At 66.1% G+C, this 13437-nt stretch carries 14 protein-coding genes and 1 riboswitch; of the genes, 4 read left to right on the top strand and 10 right to left on the bottom strand.

What is annotated here, in order from left to right:
* Positions 1-60: 60 nt before the first annotated feature.
* The 3 genes from VHN57_RS22415 to dapD all read left to right on the top strand — a co-directional run bounded on the left by VHN57_RS22415 (position 61) and on the right by dapD (position 2511).
* The gene (locus VHN57_RS22415; RefSeq protein ID WP_004209740.1) at positions 61-939 is read left to right on the top strand and encodes an LOG family protein; all 879 of its coding nucleotides are present in this window, start codon (positions 61-63) and stop codon (positions 937-939) included.
* A gap of 64 nt (positions 940-1003) precedes the next feature.
* Entirely contained in the window at positions 1004-1675 is a 672-nt protein-coding gene (locus tag VHN57_RS22410) for a pyrimidine 5'-nucleotidase (RefSeq protein ID WP_423285580.1), read from the top strand.
* The gene (gene dapD / locus VHN57_RS22405) at positions 1672-2511 is read left to right on the top strand and encodes a 2,3,4,5-tetrahydropyridine-2,6-dicarboxylate N-succinyltransferase (protein ID WP_048936178.1); all 840 of its coding nucleotides are present in this window, start codon (positions 1672-1674) and stop codon (positions 2509-2511) included. Before VHN57_RS22410 ends, dapD begins: the two co-directional genes overlap by 4 nt.
* A gap of 28 nt (positions 2512-2539) precedes the next feature.
* On the opposite strand, the gene cobU is transcribed toward dapD, so the two are convergent.
* Genes cobU through VHN57_RS22365 form a run of 8 tightly spaced genes read right to left on the bottom strand, consistent with a single transcriptional unit; the run spans position 2540 to position 9623 of the window.
* Positions 2540-3046 (bottom strand): bifunctional adenosylcobinamide kinase/adenosylcobinamide-phosphate guanylyltransferase, encoded by a 507-nt coding sequence (cobU, locus tag VHN57_RS22400; RefSeq protein WP_010335568.1) that lies wholly within the window; start codon positions 3044-3046, stop codon positions 2540-2542.
* Positions 3043-3996, bottom strand: coding sequence for an adenosylcobinamide-phosphate synthase CbiB (gene cbiB, locus VHN57_RS22395; protein WP_423285577.1), 954 nt, complete (start codon positions 3994-3996; stop codon positions 3043-3045). The genes cobU and cbiB overlap by 4 nt, the downstream gene beginning before the upstream one ends.
* A complete protein-coding gene (locus VHN57_RS22390) occupies positions 3989-4972 on the bottom strand; it encodes an aminotransferase class I/II-fold pyridoxal phosphate-dependent enzyme (protein WP_423285575.1) in 984 nt (327 codons plus the stop codon). Before VHN57_RS22390 ends, cbiB begins: the two co-directional genes overlap by 8 nt.
* A complete protein-coding gene (locus VHN57_RS22385) occupies positions 4969-5688 on the bottom strand; it encodes an adenosylcobinamide-GDP ribazoletransferase (protein ID WP_423285573.1) in 720 nt (239 codons plus the stop codon). The genes VHN57_RS22390 and VHN57_RS22385 overlap by 4 nt, the downstream gene beginning before the upstream one ends.
* Positions 5685-6254: a histidine phosphatase family protein gene (locus VHN57_RS22380; protein ID WP_004209730.1), complete on the bottom strand. Its 570-nt coding sequence runs from the start codon at positions 6252-6254 to the stop codon at positions 5685-5687. The genes VHN57_RS22385 and VHN57_RS22380 overlap by 4 nt, the downstream gene beginning before the upstream one ends.
* Complete coding sequence (cobT, locus tag VHN57_RS22375; RefSeq protein ID WP_423285571.1) at positions 6251-7264, bottom strand: nicotinate-nucleotide--dimethylbenzimidazole phosphoribosyltransferase; 1014 nt, start codon at positions 7262-7264, stop codon at positions 6251-6253. Before cobT ends, VHN57_RS22380 begins: the two co-directional genes overlap by 4 nt.
* A complete protein-coding gene (locus tag VHN57_RS22370) occupies positions 7261-7668 on the bottom strand; it encodes a DUF1636 domain-containing protein (protein ID WP_037507181.1) in 408 nt (135 codons plus the stop codon). Before VHN57_RS22370 ends, cobT begins: the two co-directional genes overlap by 4 nt.
* Entirely contained in the window at positions 7668-9623 is a 1956-nt protein-coding gene (locus VHN57_RS22365; protein WP_423285568.1) for a TonB-dependent receptor plug domain-containing protein, read from the bottom strand. The genes VHN57_RS22370 and VHN57_RS22365 overlap by 1 nt, the downstream gene beginning before the upstream one ends.
* A 137-nt stretch (positions 9624-9760) precedes the next feature.
* Positions 9761-9953, bottom strand: a riboswitch (cobalamin riboswitch).
* Positions 9954-10019: 66 nt separating this feature from the next.
* On the opposite strand from VHN57_RS22365, the gene VHN57_RS22360 reads away from it, so the two are divergent.
* Positions 10020-10880 carry an ABC transporter substrate-binding protein gene (locus VHN57_RS22360; RefSeq protein WP_423285566.1) on the top strand — a complete coding sequence of 287 codons (861 nt, stop codon included), beginning with the start codon at positions 10020-10022 and terminating at the stop codon, positions 10878-10880.
* Between the two features lie 12 nt (positions 10881-10892).
* Here VHN57_RS22360 and VHN57_RS22355 read toward each other — a convergent pair whose 3' ends face one another.
* Both VHN57_RS22355 and VHN57_RS22350 read right to left on the bottom strand, forming a co-directional pair.
* The gene (locus VHN57_RS22355) at positions 10893-11291 is read right to left on the bottom strand and encodes an acyl-CoA thioesterase (RefSeq protein WP_069336575.1); all 399 of its coding nucleotides are present in this window, start codon (positions 11289-11291) and stop codon (positions 10893-10895) included.
* A complete protein-coding gene (locus tag VHN57_RS22350) occupies positions 11291-13363 on the bottom strand; it encodes a S9 family peptidase (protein ID WP_314715635.1) in 2073 nt (690 codons plus the stop codon). The genes VHN57_RS22355 and VHN57_RS22350 overlap by 1 nt, the downstream gene beginning before the upstream one ends.
* Positions 13364-13437: the final 74 nt, after the last annotated feature.

The following is a 13437-nucleotide window of genomic DNA, read 5'->3' as shown; positions in this document are numbered from 1 at the left end:
TGGCGGATTTTCCCGCTAACGGTCTTGGCATTGTCACCTGCCGCGCCTAGCTTGTTGGGAATGACCAAGAAAGAAATTGAAGAACGCAAATTCCGCCCCGCACGCCAGGAAGCGGACGACGCCAGGAAGGCGATCGAAACCCCCCAGACCAGCAGCGCCGCCTACAAGCTCGCCTTCCAGGACAATGAGTTCCTGCTGCGCGAGGATCTGCGGCCGGTGCGCTTCCAGCTCGAATTGCTCAAGCCCCAGTTGCTGATGGACGAGGCGCGGATCGAATCCACCTTCGTCTTCTACGGCTCCGCCCGCATTCCCGAACCCGATCAGGTCCAGGCGCGGATCGACGCGGCCACCACGCCCGAACAGAAGAAGATTGCCGAAAATCTGGGCAAGAAGGCCCGCTATTATGAGGAAGCGCGCAAGCTGGCGCGGATCGCGGCGCAATATCCGGTGAATGCCGCCGGCTGCCGTCATTTCGTCGTCTGCTCGGGCGGCGGTCCCTCGATCATGGAAGCGGCCAATCGCGGCGCGGTCGATGTCGGCCAGACCACGATCGGCATGAACATCGTGCTGCCGCATGAACAGGCGCCCAACCTGTTCGTCACGCCGGAACTGAGCTTCCAGTTCCACTATTTCGCGCTGCGCAAGATGCATTTCCTGCTGCGCGCCCGCGCGCTCGCGGTCTTCCCCGGCGGCTTCGGCACGTTCGACGAGATGTTCGAGCTGCTGACCCTGATCCAGACCGGCAAGATGAAGCCGATCCCGATCCTGCTGTTCGGCAAGGATTTCTGGAACAAGGTCGTCGATTTCGAGGCGCTGGCCGATGAGGGCGTGATTTCGCACAATGACCTCAACCTGCTGACCTGGGTCGAGACGGCCGAGGATGCCTGGGCCGCGGTGCAGGACTTCTATCACGACAGCGAAGCGCCCGGCTGCGGCTGATGCGTCCGATCCATGGGGCCTTTGCGCCCTTGCCCTAATCCCCGCCGGGGATTAGGGCCCGGCCATGCGCGCGGACCTGGCCCATGTCGACACCTGGATCTTCGATCTGGACAATACGCTCTATCCGGCGAAGGCGGACCTGTTCGCCCTGATCGACGTGAAGATGGGCGAATATATCCAGGGCCTGCTGGGCTGCGACCCGGCCGAGGCGCGGATCGTCCAGAAACGCTATTTCATGGAACATGGCACGACCCTGTCGGGGCTGATGCACCATCATGGCATCGAGCCGCGCGAATTTCTCGACTATGTCCATGACATCTCGATGGAGCGGCTGGCGGTCGATGCCGCCCTCAACGCCCATATCGCCGCCCTGCCCGGCCGCCGGCTGATCTTCACCAATGGTGATGCCACCTATGCCGGCCGCGTGCTCGACCGGCTGGGCCTCGTCGGCGCGTTCGAGCTGATCCACGACATCCACGCCTGCCGCTATGTGCCCAAGCCCGATCCGTCGGGCTATGCGGAACTGTGCAGCGTCCACGCCGTCGACCCGACCCGCGCCGCCTTTTTCGAGGACATGGCCCGCAACCTCAAACCCGCCAAGGCGATCGGCATGACCACCATCTGGGTCAATAATGGGTCGGAAGCGGGCAATCACGACCATCATCCCGATTTCATCGATTATGAAACCGACCATCTGACGCCGTTCCTGGCGGATATTTTTGGGGAAAGACCATGAGCCAAGACCTGATCGCGATCATCGACGCCGCCTGGGAGGACCGGGCCAACATCAACCTGTCGACCCAGGGCGACGTCCGCCAGGCGGTCGACAAGGCACTGGCCCTGCTCGACAAGGGCGAACTGCGCGTCGCCGAGCCGACCGAAGCCGGCTGGCAGGTCAACCAGTGGGCGAAGAAGGCCGTGCTGCTCTCCTTCCGCCTCAACGACAATGTCATGATCGACAATGGTCCGGGCGCCGGCCACTGGTGGGACAAGGTGCCGAGCAAGTTCGCCGGCTGGGACGAGGCCGCCTTCCGCGCCGCCGGGTTCCGCGCCGTGCCGGGCAGCTTCGCCCGCGCCGGATCGCACATCGCCAAGAATGTCATCCTGATGCCCAGCTTCGTGAACATCGGCGCCTTCGTCGATGAAGGCACGATGGTCGACACCTGGGTGACGGTCGGCAGCTGCGCCCAGATCGGCAAGAATGTCCATCTGTCGGGCGGCGTCGGCATTGGCGGCGTGCTGGAACCGCTGCAGGCCGATCCGGTCATCATCGAGGATGACTGCTTCATCGGCGCCCGTTCGGAAGTGGTCGAGGGCGTGCGCATCGGCAAGGGGTCTGTGCTGTCGATGGGCGTCTTCATCGGCATGTCGACCAAGATCGTCGACCGCGCCACCGGCGAAGTCTTCATCGGCGAAGTGCCGCCTTATTCGGTCGTCGTCCCCGGCTCGCTGCCCGGCAAGCCGCTGCCCGACGGCACGCCCGGCCCCAGCCTCTATTGCGCCGTGATCGTCAAGCGCGTCGACGCGCAGACCCGGTCGAAGACCGGCATCAACGAACTGCTGCGCGACTAATCGAGCGAAGGGGCGGTCCGCCGCCCCTTCACCCCTTGAGCGCGAGCGGCAGGCCCGCCGCGACGAACACCACCCGATCCGCTACCGCCGCGACCCGCTGGTTCAAGGTGCCGGCCAGATCGCGAAAGCGCCGCGCCAGCGCATTGTCGGGCACGATGCCCAATCCCACTTCATTGGCGACCAGGATGATCGCCCCGTCATGGGCCAGGATCGCGGCACAGAGCGCGTCGGCCGCCGCCTCGCCATCCCGATCCGCCAGCAGCAGATTGCTGGCCCACAAGGTCAGGCAGTCGACCAGCACGATCTTGCCCCGCGCCGCAGCGATCGCGCCCGGCAGCTCGATCGGCGCCTCCACTGTTTCCCATTCCGGCCCGCGATCGGCCCGGTGCCGGGCGATCCGGTCGGCCATTTCCGCGTCCCAAATCTCAGCCGTGGCGATGAAGACGTGCGCGCCGGGCAGCGCTTCGGCCGCTGCCTGGGCATGGCGGCTCTTGCCCGATCGCGCACCGCCCAGCACCAGCAGGCTGCTTGTCATATCATGTCTCCCGCAAACAGTGCCTGCAGCCCGGCCACCAGCCAGAGCAGCAGGCAGGCCTGAACATAGATGGCCAGCGCCCAGCGCAGGTCGAGCGGATCAGCCTCGATCCGCCCGCTGCCAATCCAGGACTTGTCATGGCGCACGCCATCATAGCGGATCGGCCCAGCCAGCCGCAGGTCGAGCGCGCCGGCCATCGCGGCCTCCGGCCAGCCGGCATTGGGCGAGGCATGGTTGCGCGCGTCGCGCCACATCACCCGCCAGCCGCCCCCGCCCGCCAGGCAGAGCAGGCAACCGGCCAGCCGCGCCGGGATCAGGTTCATCAGGTCATCGGTGCGTGCCGCCGCCCAGCCGAACGGCCCCCAGGGCGCTTCGCGATGGCCGATCATGCTGTCGGCGGTATTCACCGCCTTATAGGCCCACACACCCGGCAGGCCCAGCAACAGCAGCCAGAAGAAGGGCGCGACCACGCCGTCGCAGAAGCTTTCCGCCAGACTCTCGATCGCGGCGCGGGTGACGCCGCTTTCATCGAGCGATTGCGTATCGCGACCGACGATCATGCCGACCGCCTCCCGCGCCGCCGGCAGATCATCGGCCGCCAGCGCGCGATGGACCGCGCGGACATGGCTATAGAGGCTGCGCAGCGCCAGCGCCGGATAGGCCAGCAGGCCGATCAGCATCCAGCTCCACGGCTGCGGCAACCAGAGGCGGAGCAGATATTGGACCAGCCATCCGCCACCGCCCGCCACCGACAGCAAAAGCAACAACGTTGCAATCCCGCCCATTTGCCGGGCACGATGGCTACGCCTCGGATCATTCCAGCGCGCAGCACAATGGTCGATAAGCCGCGCAAATCCACCGACCGGATGGCCAATCCGGCGATAGAGTGCCGCCGGCCAGCCGACCGCTGCGTCGAGCGCGAGCGCCAGCAACGCAACCGGATCAGCCATGGCGCAGCGCCCGTTTCAGTCGGGCCAGACCCATCGCGTCTGCCGGCAGGCCGATGCGCAGCCAATGCGGCTGACTATCGAAGGGCCGGGTCAAAATCGCCTGCCCTGCCAGCCGCTCGAACAGGGCCGTGGCATGGGGCGTTTCGATCAGGCGAAAGAGCGGGCTTTGGCCGATCGGCTGATAGCCGCAGCGCAACAGCAGCGTGTCGAGCGCCTGCGCCTCCCGCTGGAGCTGGTCGCGCATCGCTTCTATCCAAGCTCTATCGCGATAGGCCGCCGTGCCGATGGCAATGGCGGCGGCCGACACCGGCCAGGCACCCAGCCGCTCCCGCACCCGCGCAACGATCGCGCGCGGCGCCACCAGAAAGCCGAGGCGCAGGCCGGCAAGCCCGAAAAACTTGCCGAAGGAGCGCAACAGCATGAGGCGGCGATCGTCCGCCACAAAGGGCGCCAGGCTGATGCCGGGATGGCCATCGGCAAAGGCCTCATCCACCACCAGCCAGCCGTCCGGCCCGCGCCGGTCGAGCAGGGTCAGCAGGTCGGCCACGCCATGGATACGCCCGTCGGGATTATTGGGATTGGCGAGGATCAGCGTCTGCCCGTCGGCCTCGTCCAGACGGTCGAGATCGACCGGCGCGGCGCCGGGCACCATCGCGCCATGGGTGCGATAGGCCGGGCTGGCATGGCGGACCGAACCGTCGAGCAATGTGCCAACGAGGCGCAGGCCCACCTCTGTCCCCGGCAGCGCGCAGACATGATCGGCAGCGGCGCCGAAATGATCGGCCGCCGCCTGTTCAAGCGCGCGCAGTCCCTGCTCGTCGGGCAAGGCGCGCCAGTCGATCGCCTGCTCGGCAGCGCCGGGCCAGGCATGGGGATTAATGCCTGTGGATAAGTCGAGCCAGCTTTCGGGCGCGCCGCCGAAATGCGCGCTCGCCGCCGCGACGCCGCCGCCATGCCATGTCCAGCGTGTCGTCATGTCGTGCCGCCCGCGATCAGGACGACGAAAAGCAGCCCGCTTTCAACCAGTTCAATGCCCGCGCCATGGCCATCGCCGGAAATGCCGCCCAGCCGGCGCTTCAGCCACAGGCCCCAGACCAGCATCAGCAGCGGCGCTGCGAGCAGGGCCGGCAGCCACCAGGCAGCGATTATCAATAGACTTATCCACAGGGCGATGTGGATCGTTTTGACGGCATCGGCAAAGCGCGCGCCCAGCCCGGCATGCAGGGGCAACAGCATGCGCGCCCACAGCAGCGGCCCGATCCGCGCGGCAAAGGGAATGAGCAGCAGCGGCAACATCATGCCCCGCTCGACCAGCGCATGGAGCAACAGCAGCTTGGCGATCAGTTGCAGGCCGATCGCCACCACGCCGAAACTGCCGACATGCGGGTCGGCCAGCACCGCCAGCAACCGGTCGCGCCCTTTATGCACCGCGCCGCAGGCATCAGCGATGTCGCCGAGCCCGTCGAGATGCAGCGCCCCGGTCACGCCGACCCAGCAGAGCAGCCCGGCCAGCGCCCCGATCCAGGGATCGACGCGAACAGCAAGATTGACAGCGAACATGACAGATAGACCGACAATCGCGCCGACCGCCGGAAACCATCGAATGGACCGTGCGAAGTCTGTCTCGTTCGCTGTCACCTTCGGCATCGGCAGGCGGGTCAGAAACTGGATGGCAAGGACCAGCCCCTTCATGGGCGCAGGCCCGTGATGCGGGCGAGCGGCGGCTCCCCGGTCCAGCGTTCCAGCGACAGCAAGGCGGCATAGGGCAGGCCGAAGCTCCAGCTCTGCTGCACGCTGAACCCGCACAGATGGGCCAGCGCCGCGCGCATCGCCCCGCCATGGGTCAGCACCAATGTGGGCACGCGCGGCAGATCCTCGACCGCATCGGCGATCCGCCCCAGCAATGCCGTCCATCCCTCGCTGCCCGGCGGCGCGAAGCCATCCGGATCCTGCCAGAAACGGGCGAGCGCCTCGGGATCGACATCGGCCGGGGCCAGACCATCCCAGATGCCGAAATCCAGTTCCCGCCAGCGCGGATCGACCCATACCGGCAAGCCGGCGCGCTCGCCGATCGCCGTCGCCGCCTGCCGGGCGCGCTGCAGGTCGGACGTTACGATCATCTCGATCTCCAGCCCCTCCGCCTGCGCCAGGCAGGCGTCGATGCCCGCGCGCGTCGGCACGCTGTCGGTCCGCCCCAGCAACAGGCCCGGCGTCTCGGGCGCGCCATGCCGCAGCAGATGGAGCGGCATGCCCATCATGTCGCGGTCGACACCGCCGCCTCGGCAAAGGTCGCCATGCCGCTATGCGCGGCTACGGCCGCACGGACGATATTGGCCGCCACCGCCGCGCCGCTGCCTTCGCCCAATCGCATGTCGAGGCGCAGCAGCGGTTCAAGGCCCATCCGCTCCAGCAGCAGGCCGTGGCCCGGCTCGGCCGAGCAATGACCGGCCAGGCAATGGTCGGCAAAGGCCGGCACCTGCGCCACCAGCGGCGCGATCGCGGCGCAACTGATGAAACCGTCGAGCAGCACCGGCACGCCCAGCTGGCGGGCGCGCAGCACCGCGCCGGCAATCGCCGCCAGTTCGCGCCCGCCCAGCCGGCGCAGTGTTTCAAAAGCGCTGTCCGGCGCATCGGCATGGAAGGCGAGCGCGCGATCGATCGTCGCGATCTTGCGCGCAATCCCCTCGCCATCGACGCCCGTACCGGGACCAACCCAGTCACTGACCTTTCCGCCGAAGCTGCGGGCGCTCAGGGCTGCGGCGGCGGTCGAATTACCGATCCCCATCTCGCCCACGACCAGCAGGTCCAGATCCTCTTCGGCCGCCGCCGCGCCGATCGACAGCGCGGTCAGGCACTCCTCGTCGGTCATGGCGGGCGCGACGGTGAAGTCCGCCGTTGGCCGGTCCAGATCGATCGATCGCACCGCCAGTTCCAGCCCGGCGACACCGGCCAGGGCATTGATCGCCGCGCCGCCGGCGGCGAAATTGGCGACCATCTGCGCGGTCACGGCGGCGGGATAGGCGCTGACGCCGTGGACGGTGAAGCCATGATTGCCGGCAAAGATCGCGGCACGCGCCCGCTTCAGGCGCGGCACCGCGCGCCCCTGCCAGCTTGCCATGAAGATCGCGACATCCTCCAGCCGGCCGAGCGCCCCCAATGGCTTGGTCAGTTCGGCCTGCCGCGCGCGTGCTGCCGCGCTCGCCAGTTCCTCGGCCGGCGGCAGGTTGGCCAGGGCATTTTCGAAATCGGTGATCGAGGCGAAGCTCATTCGACGACAAATCCTTCCGGCGGGGTACGGGTGATGAAATGGCCCTTCACGCCTTCGGGCCATTCGCGAAAGGCGACGCGGCCATGCTCGCTGGCGGCATAGGCAATGGCGTAATCGAGGATCGCGCGTGCCGCATCGGCATCCGGGGTGAACCGCCCCATGACATAGCCGACCTTGCCCGGCGCGCGCAGATGGACGGTGCAATGATCCTGGCAGGCGAACAGGCAGGGCATGTCCTGCACCGCGACGGTGGCATAGCGCGGGTCGGAGGCCTGCACGCTGCGCAGCGCCTCCGCCAGCCGTGCCCCGCCACGCACGCCCTCCTCATCCTCCCGCGCTTCGGCCGAATGACGGCAGGTATTGCAGGCGACGATGGCGGGGCCGGGTTCGACGGGACGCAGCATCAGAAGCGCCCCCGGAAGCCGGCATAGATGCTGCGGCCGAGCGTGCCATAGCGATAGGCCGTCATGTAGTTCTCGTCGAAGAGATTCTCGACGCGGGCGAACAGGCGCAACGCCGGGGTGAACGCATATTCGGCGCGCAGGTCGACCAGTGTATAATCGTCCAGCCGGGTGGTGTTGGCCGCATTGTCATAGCTGTGGCCGGACCAGCGCACCGCCGCGCCGGTGGTGAGGCCGAAGGGCCAGGCATAGCTGATCGAACCATTGGCGCTGTTCCGCGGCCGACGCGGCAGCCAATTGCCTTCGTTCGCGGTGCCGTCCGAACGATCCTCCGCCACGGTCCAGCTATAATTGCCGTCGATCGTCAGCCCCTTGACCGGCTCGACCGCTGCCTGCGCCTCTATGCCATGCGCCTTGGCGCGCGCGACATTGAGATAATAGCCATAACGGCGGGTGGTGGTGCCGGGCGTGAAGCAGAGCGGATCGGTCGAACTGGAGGAACAGCTATTATAGATGATCTGGTCGGTCGTGGTCCGATCAAACCAGGTCGCACCCAGTCGCAGTTTCTCGCCAAAGAAACGCTGCTCCGCGCCCGCTTCCCAGCCATGGGCGCGTTCGGGATCGAGCGCCTGATTCCCATATTCGGAAAAGAGCTGATAGAGGGTCGGCGCCTTGAACCCCTCGCCATAGCTGGCGCGCAGCACCGTCCCGGTCGGCAGCGCCCAGACGCCACCAGCGGAAAAAAGGGTCCGACCGCCATAGCGGTTATGATCGTCATAGCGCAGCCCGCCGGTCAGGGTCAGGCCCGTAATCGGCTGGGCATTGAGCTGGCCATAGACGCTGGTGATCTCCGCCTTGCCGCGGGCCGGATCGGGAATCGGCACCGAAAGCGACGCCGAAGGTGACACGCTGCGGAAGCGGCTATTCTCATTCTCCACCCCGAACAGCGCGGTCCAGCCATCGGCGATCGCGAAGCTGCCCTGATATTCCAGCCGCTGGTTGCGCCCCGCCGCGTCGAACGTCTGCTTGCGCTGGTTGCGCGGATCATAATTGTCGCGATCGGTGTCGGTATAGCCATAGCCGAAACGGTTGCGGAAGCGGCCGTCGAGCAGTGCGACGTTAAGGCCGGCATAGCCGACAAATTCGCGATTGGTGCCATAGGCGGGGCTTTCCGCGCTGGTCGCGTCGAAATCGACATGGCCATCGGAATAATAGCCGCGCAGGTCCGCGCTGATCCCGTCCGCCAGCGCAACCTCGACCCGGCCGGTGACGCTGCGGTTGGTATAGCCGTCCTTCTCCTTGCCGCCAAAGGCCGGGCTGATCGCGGAAATACCCTCGGTGGTGAAACTCTGGCCGCCGATCCGCCAGCTGACCGGGCCGGTCTTGCCGCCCAGCGCCGCGCGGGCACTGACGGTGTCGCGCGATCCCGCCTCGACATCGAAACTCCCCTCCAGCGCCTTTTCGGGCATGGCGGTGACGACATTGACGACGCCGCCGATCGCCTGGCTGCCCCACAGGGTCGACTGGGGGCCGCGCAGCACTTCGATCCGCGAGGCATCGCCGACCAGCAGATTGGCGAAATTATAGCCGCCGCCGGCCGACGAGGGATCATTGAGCTTCACCCCGTCGATCACCACCACGGTCTGGTCGGATTCCGCGCCGCGGATGCGCAGCGACGTCGCCGTGCCATAGCCGCCATTGCGCGAGATGCTGACGCCGGGCGTGCGCAGCAGCAATTCGGTGACGCCCAGATCCTGGGCCCGGTCGATCGCTGCCTTGTCGAGCACGGTGACGGAGGCCGGCACCTGATCCACCGGCGTGGCGAGGCGGGTCGCGGTGACGAGGATAGAGGATGCCCCGGCATCGGCCGCGGCATCGGGCGGCGGCGCCTGCTGCGCCTCTTCGGCGAAAGCGGTGGTGGAGAGAAGGAAAGTACAGAAAGTCAGATACTTGAACACATAAGCCCCCGGACGAGGGACCGCATCCCAGGGACGATATCGGTGCCCGGCCGGGCGCGACATGGTCCCCGCACCTATGCGGTCCACCTGTCGCCACGCGGGTTCACCCCCGTCCGCTCGGCACACCCTGTCCGCGCGAAGGACGACCGCGATGGGCAGGTCTCCTGGCTCGCGGGTCATCGCTGATTCATGCCGCCTTCTCAGAACCTTGCGGTCCCAATGGCATGTGGCACAAAAGCTCGCCGCTCACAGTTGCAGGGGCAGCCGGGGTCTTGAACCCCATTCCCTTTTCATCCCCGCTGCCGGGGAACCTGTCGCAGTCCGGGCGATAGGCGAGCCCGACTGGAGCGTCAATCTTCCTTGCCTGGCGGAGCGCGCGGGCTAAGGGAGATGGCCATGCGGATTTTTGCGCCCATCGGCCCCGGCAAGGGGATGATCGCCCTGATGATCGCCCTGGTCGGTGGCGCCACATTATGGGCGGCTACCGCGCGCCAGCCTGCCAGTGCCAGCAAACGTCCGCAACGGATCGTGTCGCTCAACCTGTGCGCCGACCAATTGCTGGTCGCGCTGGCCGATCGCGACCAGATTGCCGGCCTGACCCATAATGCCGGCGATCGGCAGATGTCGGCGGTGGCGGCCGTAACGAAGGGCCTGCCCATCCTCGACGGATCGGCCGAGCAGATTTTGGCGACCAATCCAGACTTGGTGATCGGCATGCCGGCACGGCGCAATCCGGCGATCGCGATCCTCAAGGCCCAGCATTATCCCGCCGTCGATCTCAAGAGCGCGGACAGCTATGCCGATATCATCGCGTCGATCCGCACCGTGGCGCAGGCGACTGGCCATGCCGACCGCGGCGAAGCGATGATCGCGCGGATGGACCGGGAGCTTGCCGCCCTGCCCCGCGCGCCGAAGCCCAAAGTCGCGGCCTATTATCAGCGGCGCGGCTACATGACCGGCACCGGCACGCTGGTCGACGGCCTGATGACGCGGGCGGGCCTGCGCAACCTGGCCGCCGACTTGGGCAAGCCGGCGATCGCGCAGGTCAGCCTGGAGGAGATGGTCGCGGCACGGCCAGACTATCTGATCGTCGAGAGCGCCACCGACCGCGTCACCGACCAGGGCACCGAAATGCTCCATCATCCCGTGCTACGCGACATAGCGCGCATCAGCCTGCCCCAGGCCTGGACCGTGTGCGGCGGACCGGCCTATGTACAGGCGGCACGCGCCCTCTCCCAGGCCGTCAGCGCCCGCTGAAGCTGGGCCGGCTCAGCCCTCGATGAAGTTGGCGGCTACCTCGGCCGGCACCCGCATCAGCCGGCCGCTTTCCTTGTCGATCATCGCCCAGGTGGATTTGGCAGACACCTTCACCTTGCCGTCCGGTCCGGTGAACTCGATCAGCCGGTCGAACCGCGCGCCGCGCGGTCCTTCCGGAATCCAGGTGCGGCCCGACACGACATCGCCCTCGGTCACGTTGCCGCGATAATCGACCTCATGCCGGGTCACGACCCAGATATAGGCATCGACATGGGCCGGGTCGGCATCGGTCATCCAATGTTCGACCGACAATTGCTCCATCCACTGCACCCACACCGCATTGTTCACATGGCCCAGCACATCGATATCCTCGGGCCGCGCGGTGAATTGCTTGGTGAAGCTCGACGCCATCAGCCTTCCACTCCCAGCTGCCACAGGATGAACGCAAATTCCTCGGCGGTCTCGTGCAGGCTCTCGAACCGCCCGGACTTGCCACCATGTCCCGCGCCCATATTGGTCTTGAGCAGCAGGATATTGCTGTCGGTCTTGGTGGCGCGCAGCTTCGCCACCCACTTCGCCGGCTCCCAATAGGTGACGCGCGGGTCGTTGAGGCCAGCGGTCACCATCAGCGGCGGATAATGTTGCGCGCGGACATGGGTGTAGGGATCATAGGACTGGATGGTGCGGAATGCGGCCTCATCCTCGATCGGATTGCCCCATTCGGGCCATTCGCCCGGCGTCAGTGGCAGCGTCTCATCCAGCATGGTGTTGAGCACATCGACGAACGGCACATGCGCCACCACCGCGCCCCACAGGTCGGGATCGGAGTTGATGACCGCGCCCATCAGCTCGCCGCCGGCCGATCCGCCCGAAATGCTGATCCTGCCCTTGGCCGAATAGCCAAGATCGATCAGCCCCTTCGCGACATCGACGAAATCGGTGAAGGTGTTGGTGCGCTTGTCGAGCTTGCCGTCCAGATACCATTGCTGGCCCATATCGTCGCCGCCGCGAATATGGGCGATGGCAAAGGCAAAGCCGCGATCCAGCAGCGACAGGCGGCTGGTCGAAAAGCCCGGCTCCATCGCCAGACCGTAGGCGCCATAGCCATAAAGGTGCAGCGGCGCGCTGCCATCGCGGGGGAAGTCGGCGGGATAGACGATCGACACCGGAATCTGCGTGCCGTCGCGCGCCGGGATCATCAGCCTCTCGGTGGCGTAGCGGCTGGCGTCATAGCCCGAGGGAATTTCCTGGACCTTGAGTATCTCCAACTCACCCGTTGCCAGATGATAATCATAGATGGTGTCGGGCGTGACCATCGATTCATAGCCGATGCGCAGCTTCGTCACCTCATATTCGGGATTGTCGTCGAGACTCGCCGAATAGCTGGCTTCCGGGAACGGAATGCGCTTTGCCGCATGGGTCGCATAATCGCGCAGCTCGATCTGGTCGAGCCCGTCCTGCCGTCCTTCAGTGACGTAGAAGGTCTTGAACAGGGTGAAGTCGGTCAGGTAGAAATGGGCGTCGGCGCCGATCACTTCGTCCCACTGGTCGGGCGCGTCGAGCGATGCCTTCACCAGCCGGAAATTGGGATGGGTGTCGTTGGTCTTGATGTAGAGCGTGCCCTCATGCTCATCGACATCATATTCGCGGCCGGCCTTGCGCGCGGAGACGAGCAGCGGCGTCGCGGTCGGATTGTCGGCCGGGATCAGCCAGGCTTCGCTGGTGACATGGTCGCCGGTCGCGATGACGATCCATTTTTCCGATGAGGTGAGGCCGATCGAGACGCGGAAGCCCTCATCATCCTCATGGAACAGCTCGACGTCGCTCGCCACATCCTGGCCCAGCCAGTGCAGCCGCGCATTGTCGGTCCGCCAATTTTCATTGGCCAGGCCATAGAGCAGCCCCTTTGAATCGCTGGTCCACACCAGCGACGACAATGTGTCGGGAATGACTTCGGGCAGGATTTCACCCGAAAACAGATCCTTGATCCGCGCCTCGAACCGTTCGGAGCCATTGGTGTCGATGGCATAGGCCAGATAGCGGCCGTCCGGGCTGACCGACATGGCGCCGAGACGAAAATAGTCATGGCCCTGCGCCAGCGCCGGTTCGTCCAGGATCAGCTGGTCGTCACCGCCTGCTGCGGGCTTGCGATACCATTTGCGATATTGCGCCCCGGTCTCGAAGGCGCGCCAGTAGATATAGTCGCCATCCTTCTGCGGAACCGACTGGTCATCTTCCTTGATGCGCCCCTTCATCTCGTGGAACAGCGTGTCGAGCAGGGGCTTGTGCGGCGCCATCGCGCCCTCGAACCAGGCGTTTTCGGCCTCCAGATAGGCCAGCACATCCTTGTCCTTGACGTCGGGATAGCCGGGGTCGCGCAGCCATGCGTAAGGATCGTCCACCGTGATGCCATGATGCGCGAAACTGTGCGGGCGGCGTTCGGCGATCGGCGGGGACAGGGGCGGCTGCATTTGATCGGTCATTAACTATCCATGGTCCAGACGGGGGCTGCGCTGGAATAAGCGCGCCGGCCCCTCTATGTTGTCGGCATTATGGC

Origin of the sequence: Sphingobium salicis subsp. salicis (assembly GCF_049472635.1) — a bacterium.
Lineage (GTDB): Bacteria > Pseudomonadota > Alphaproteobacteria > Sphingomonadales > Sphingomonadaceae > Sphingobium > Sphingobium yanoikuyae_A.
The sequence above is the reverse complement of the archived record's forward strand: the minus strand, read 5'-3'. Positions and strand labels throughout refer to the sequence as shown.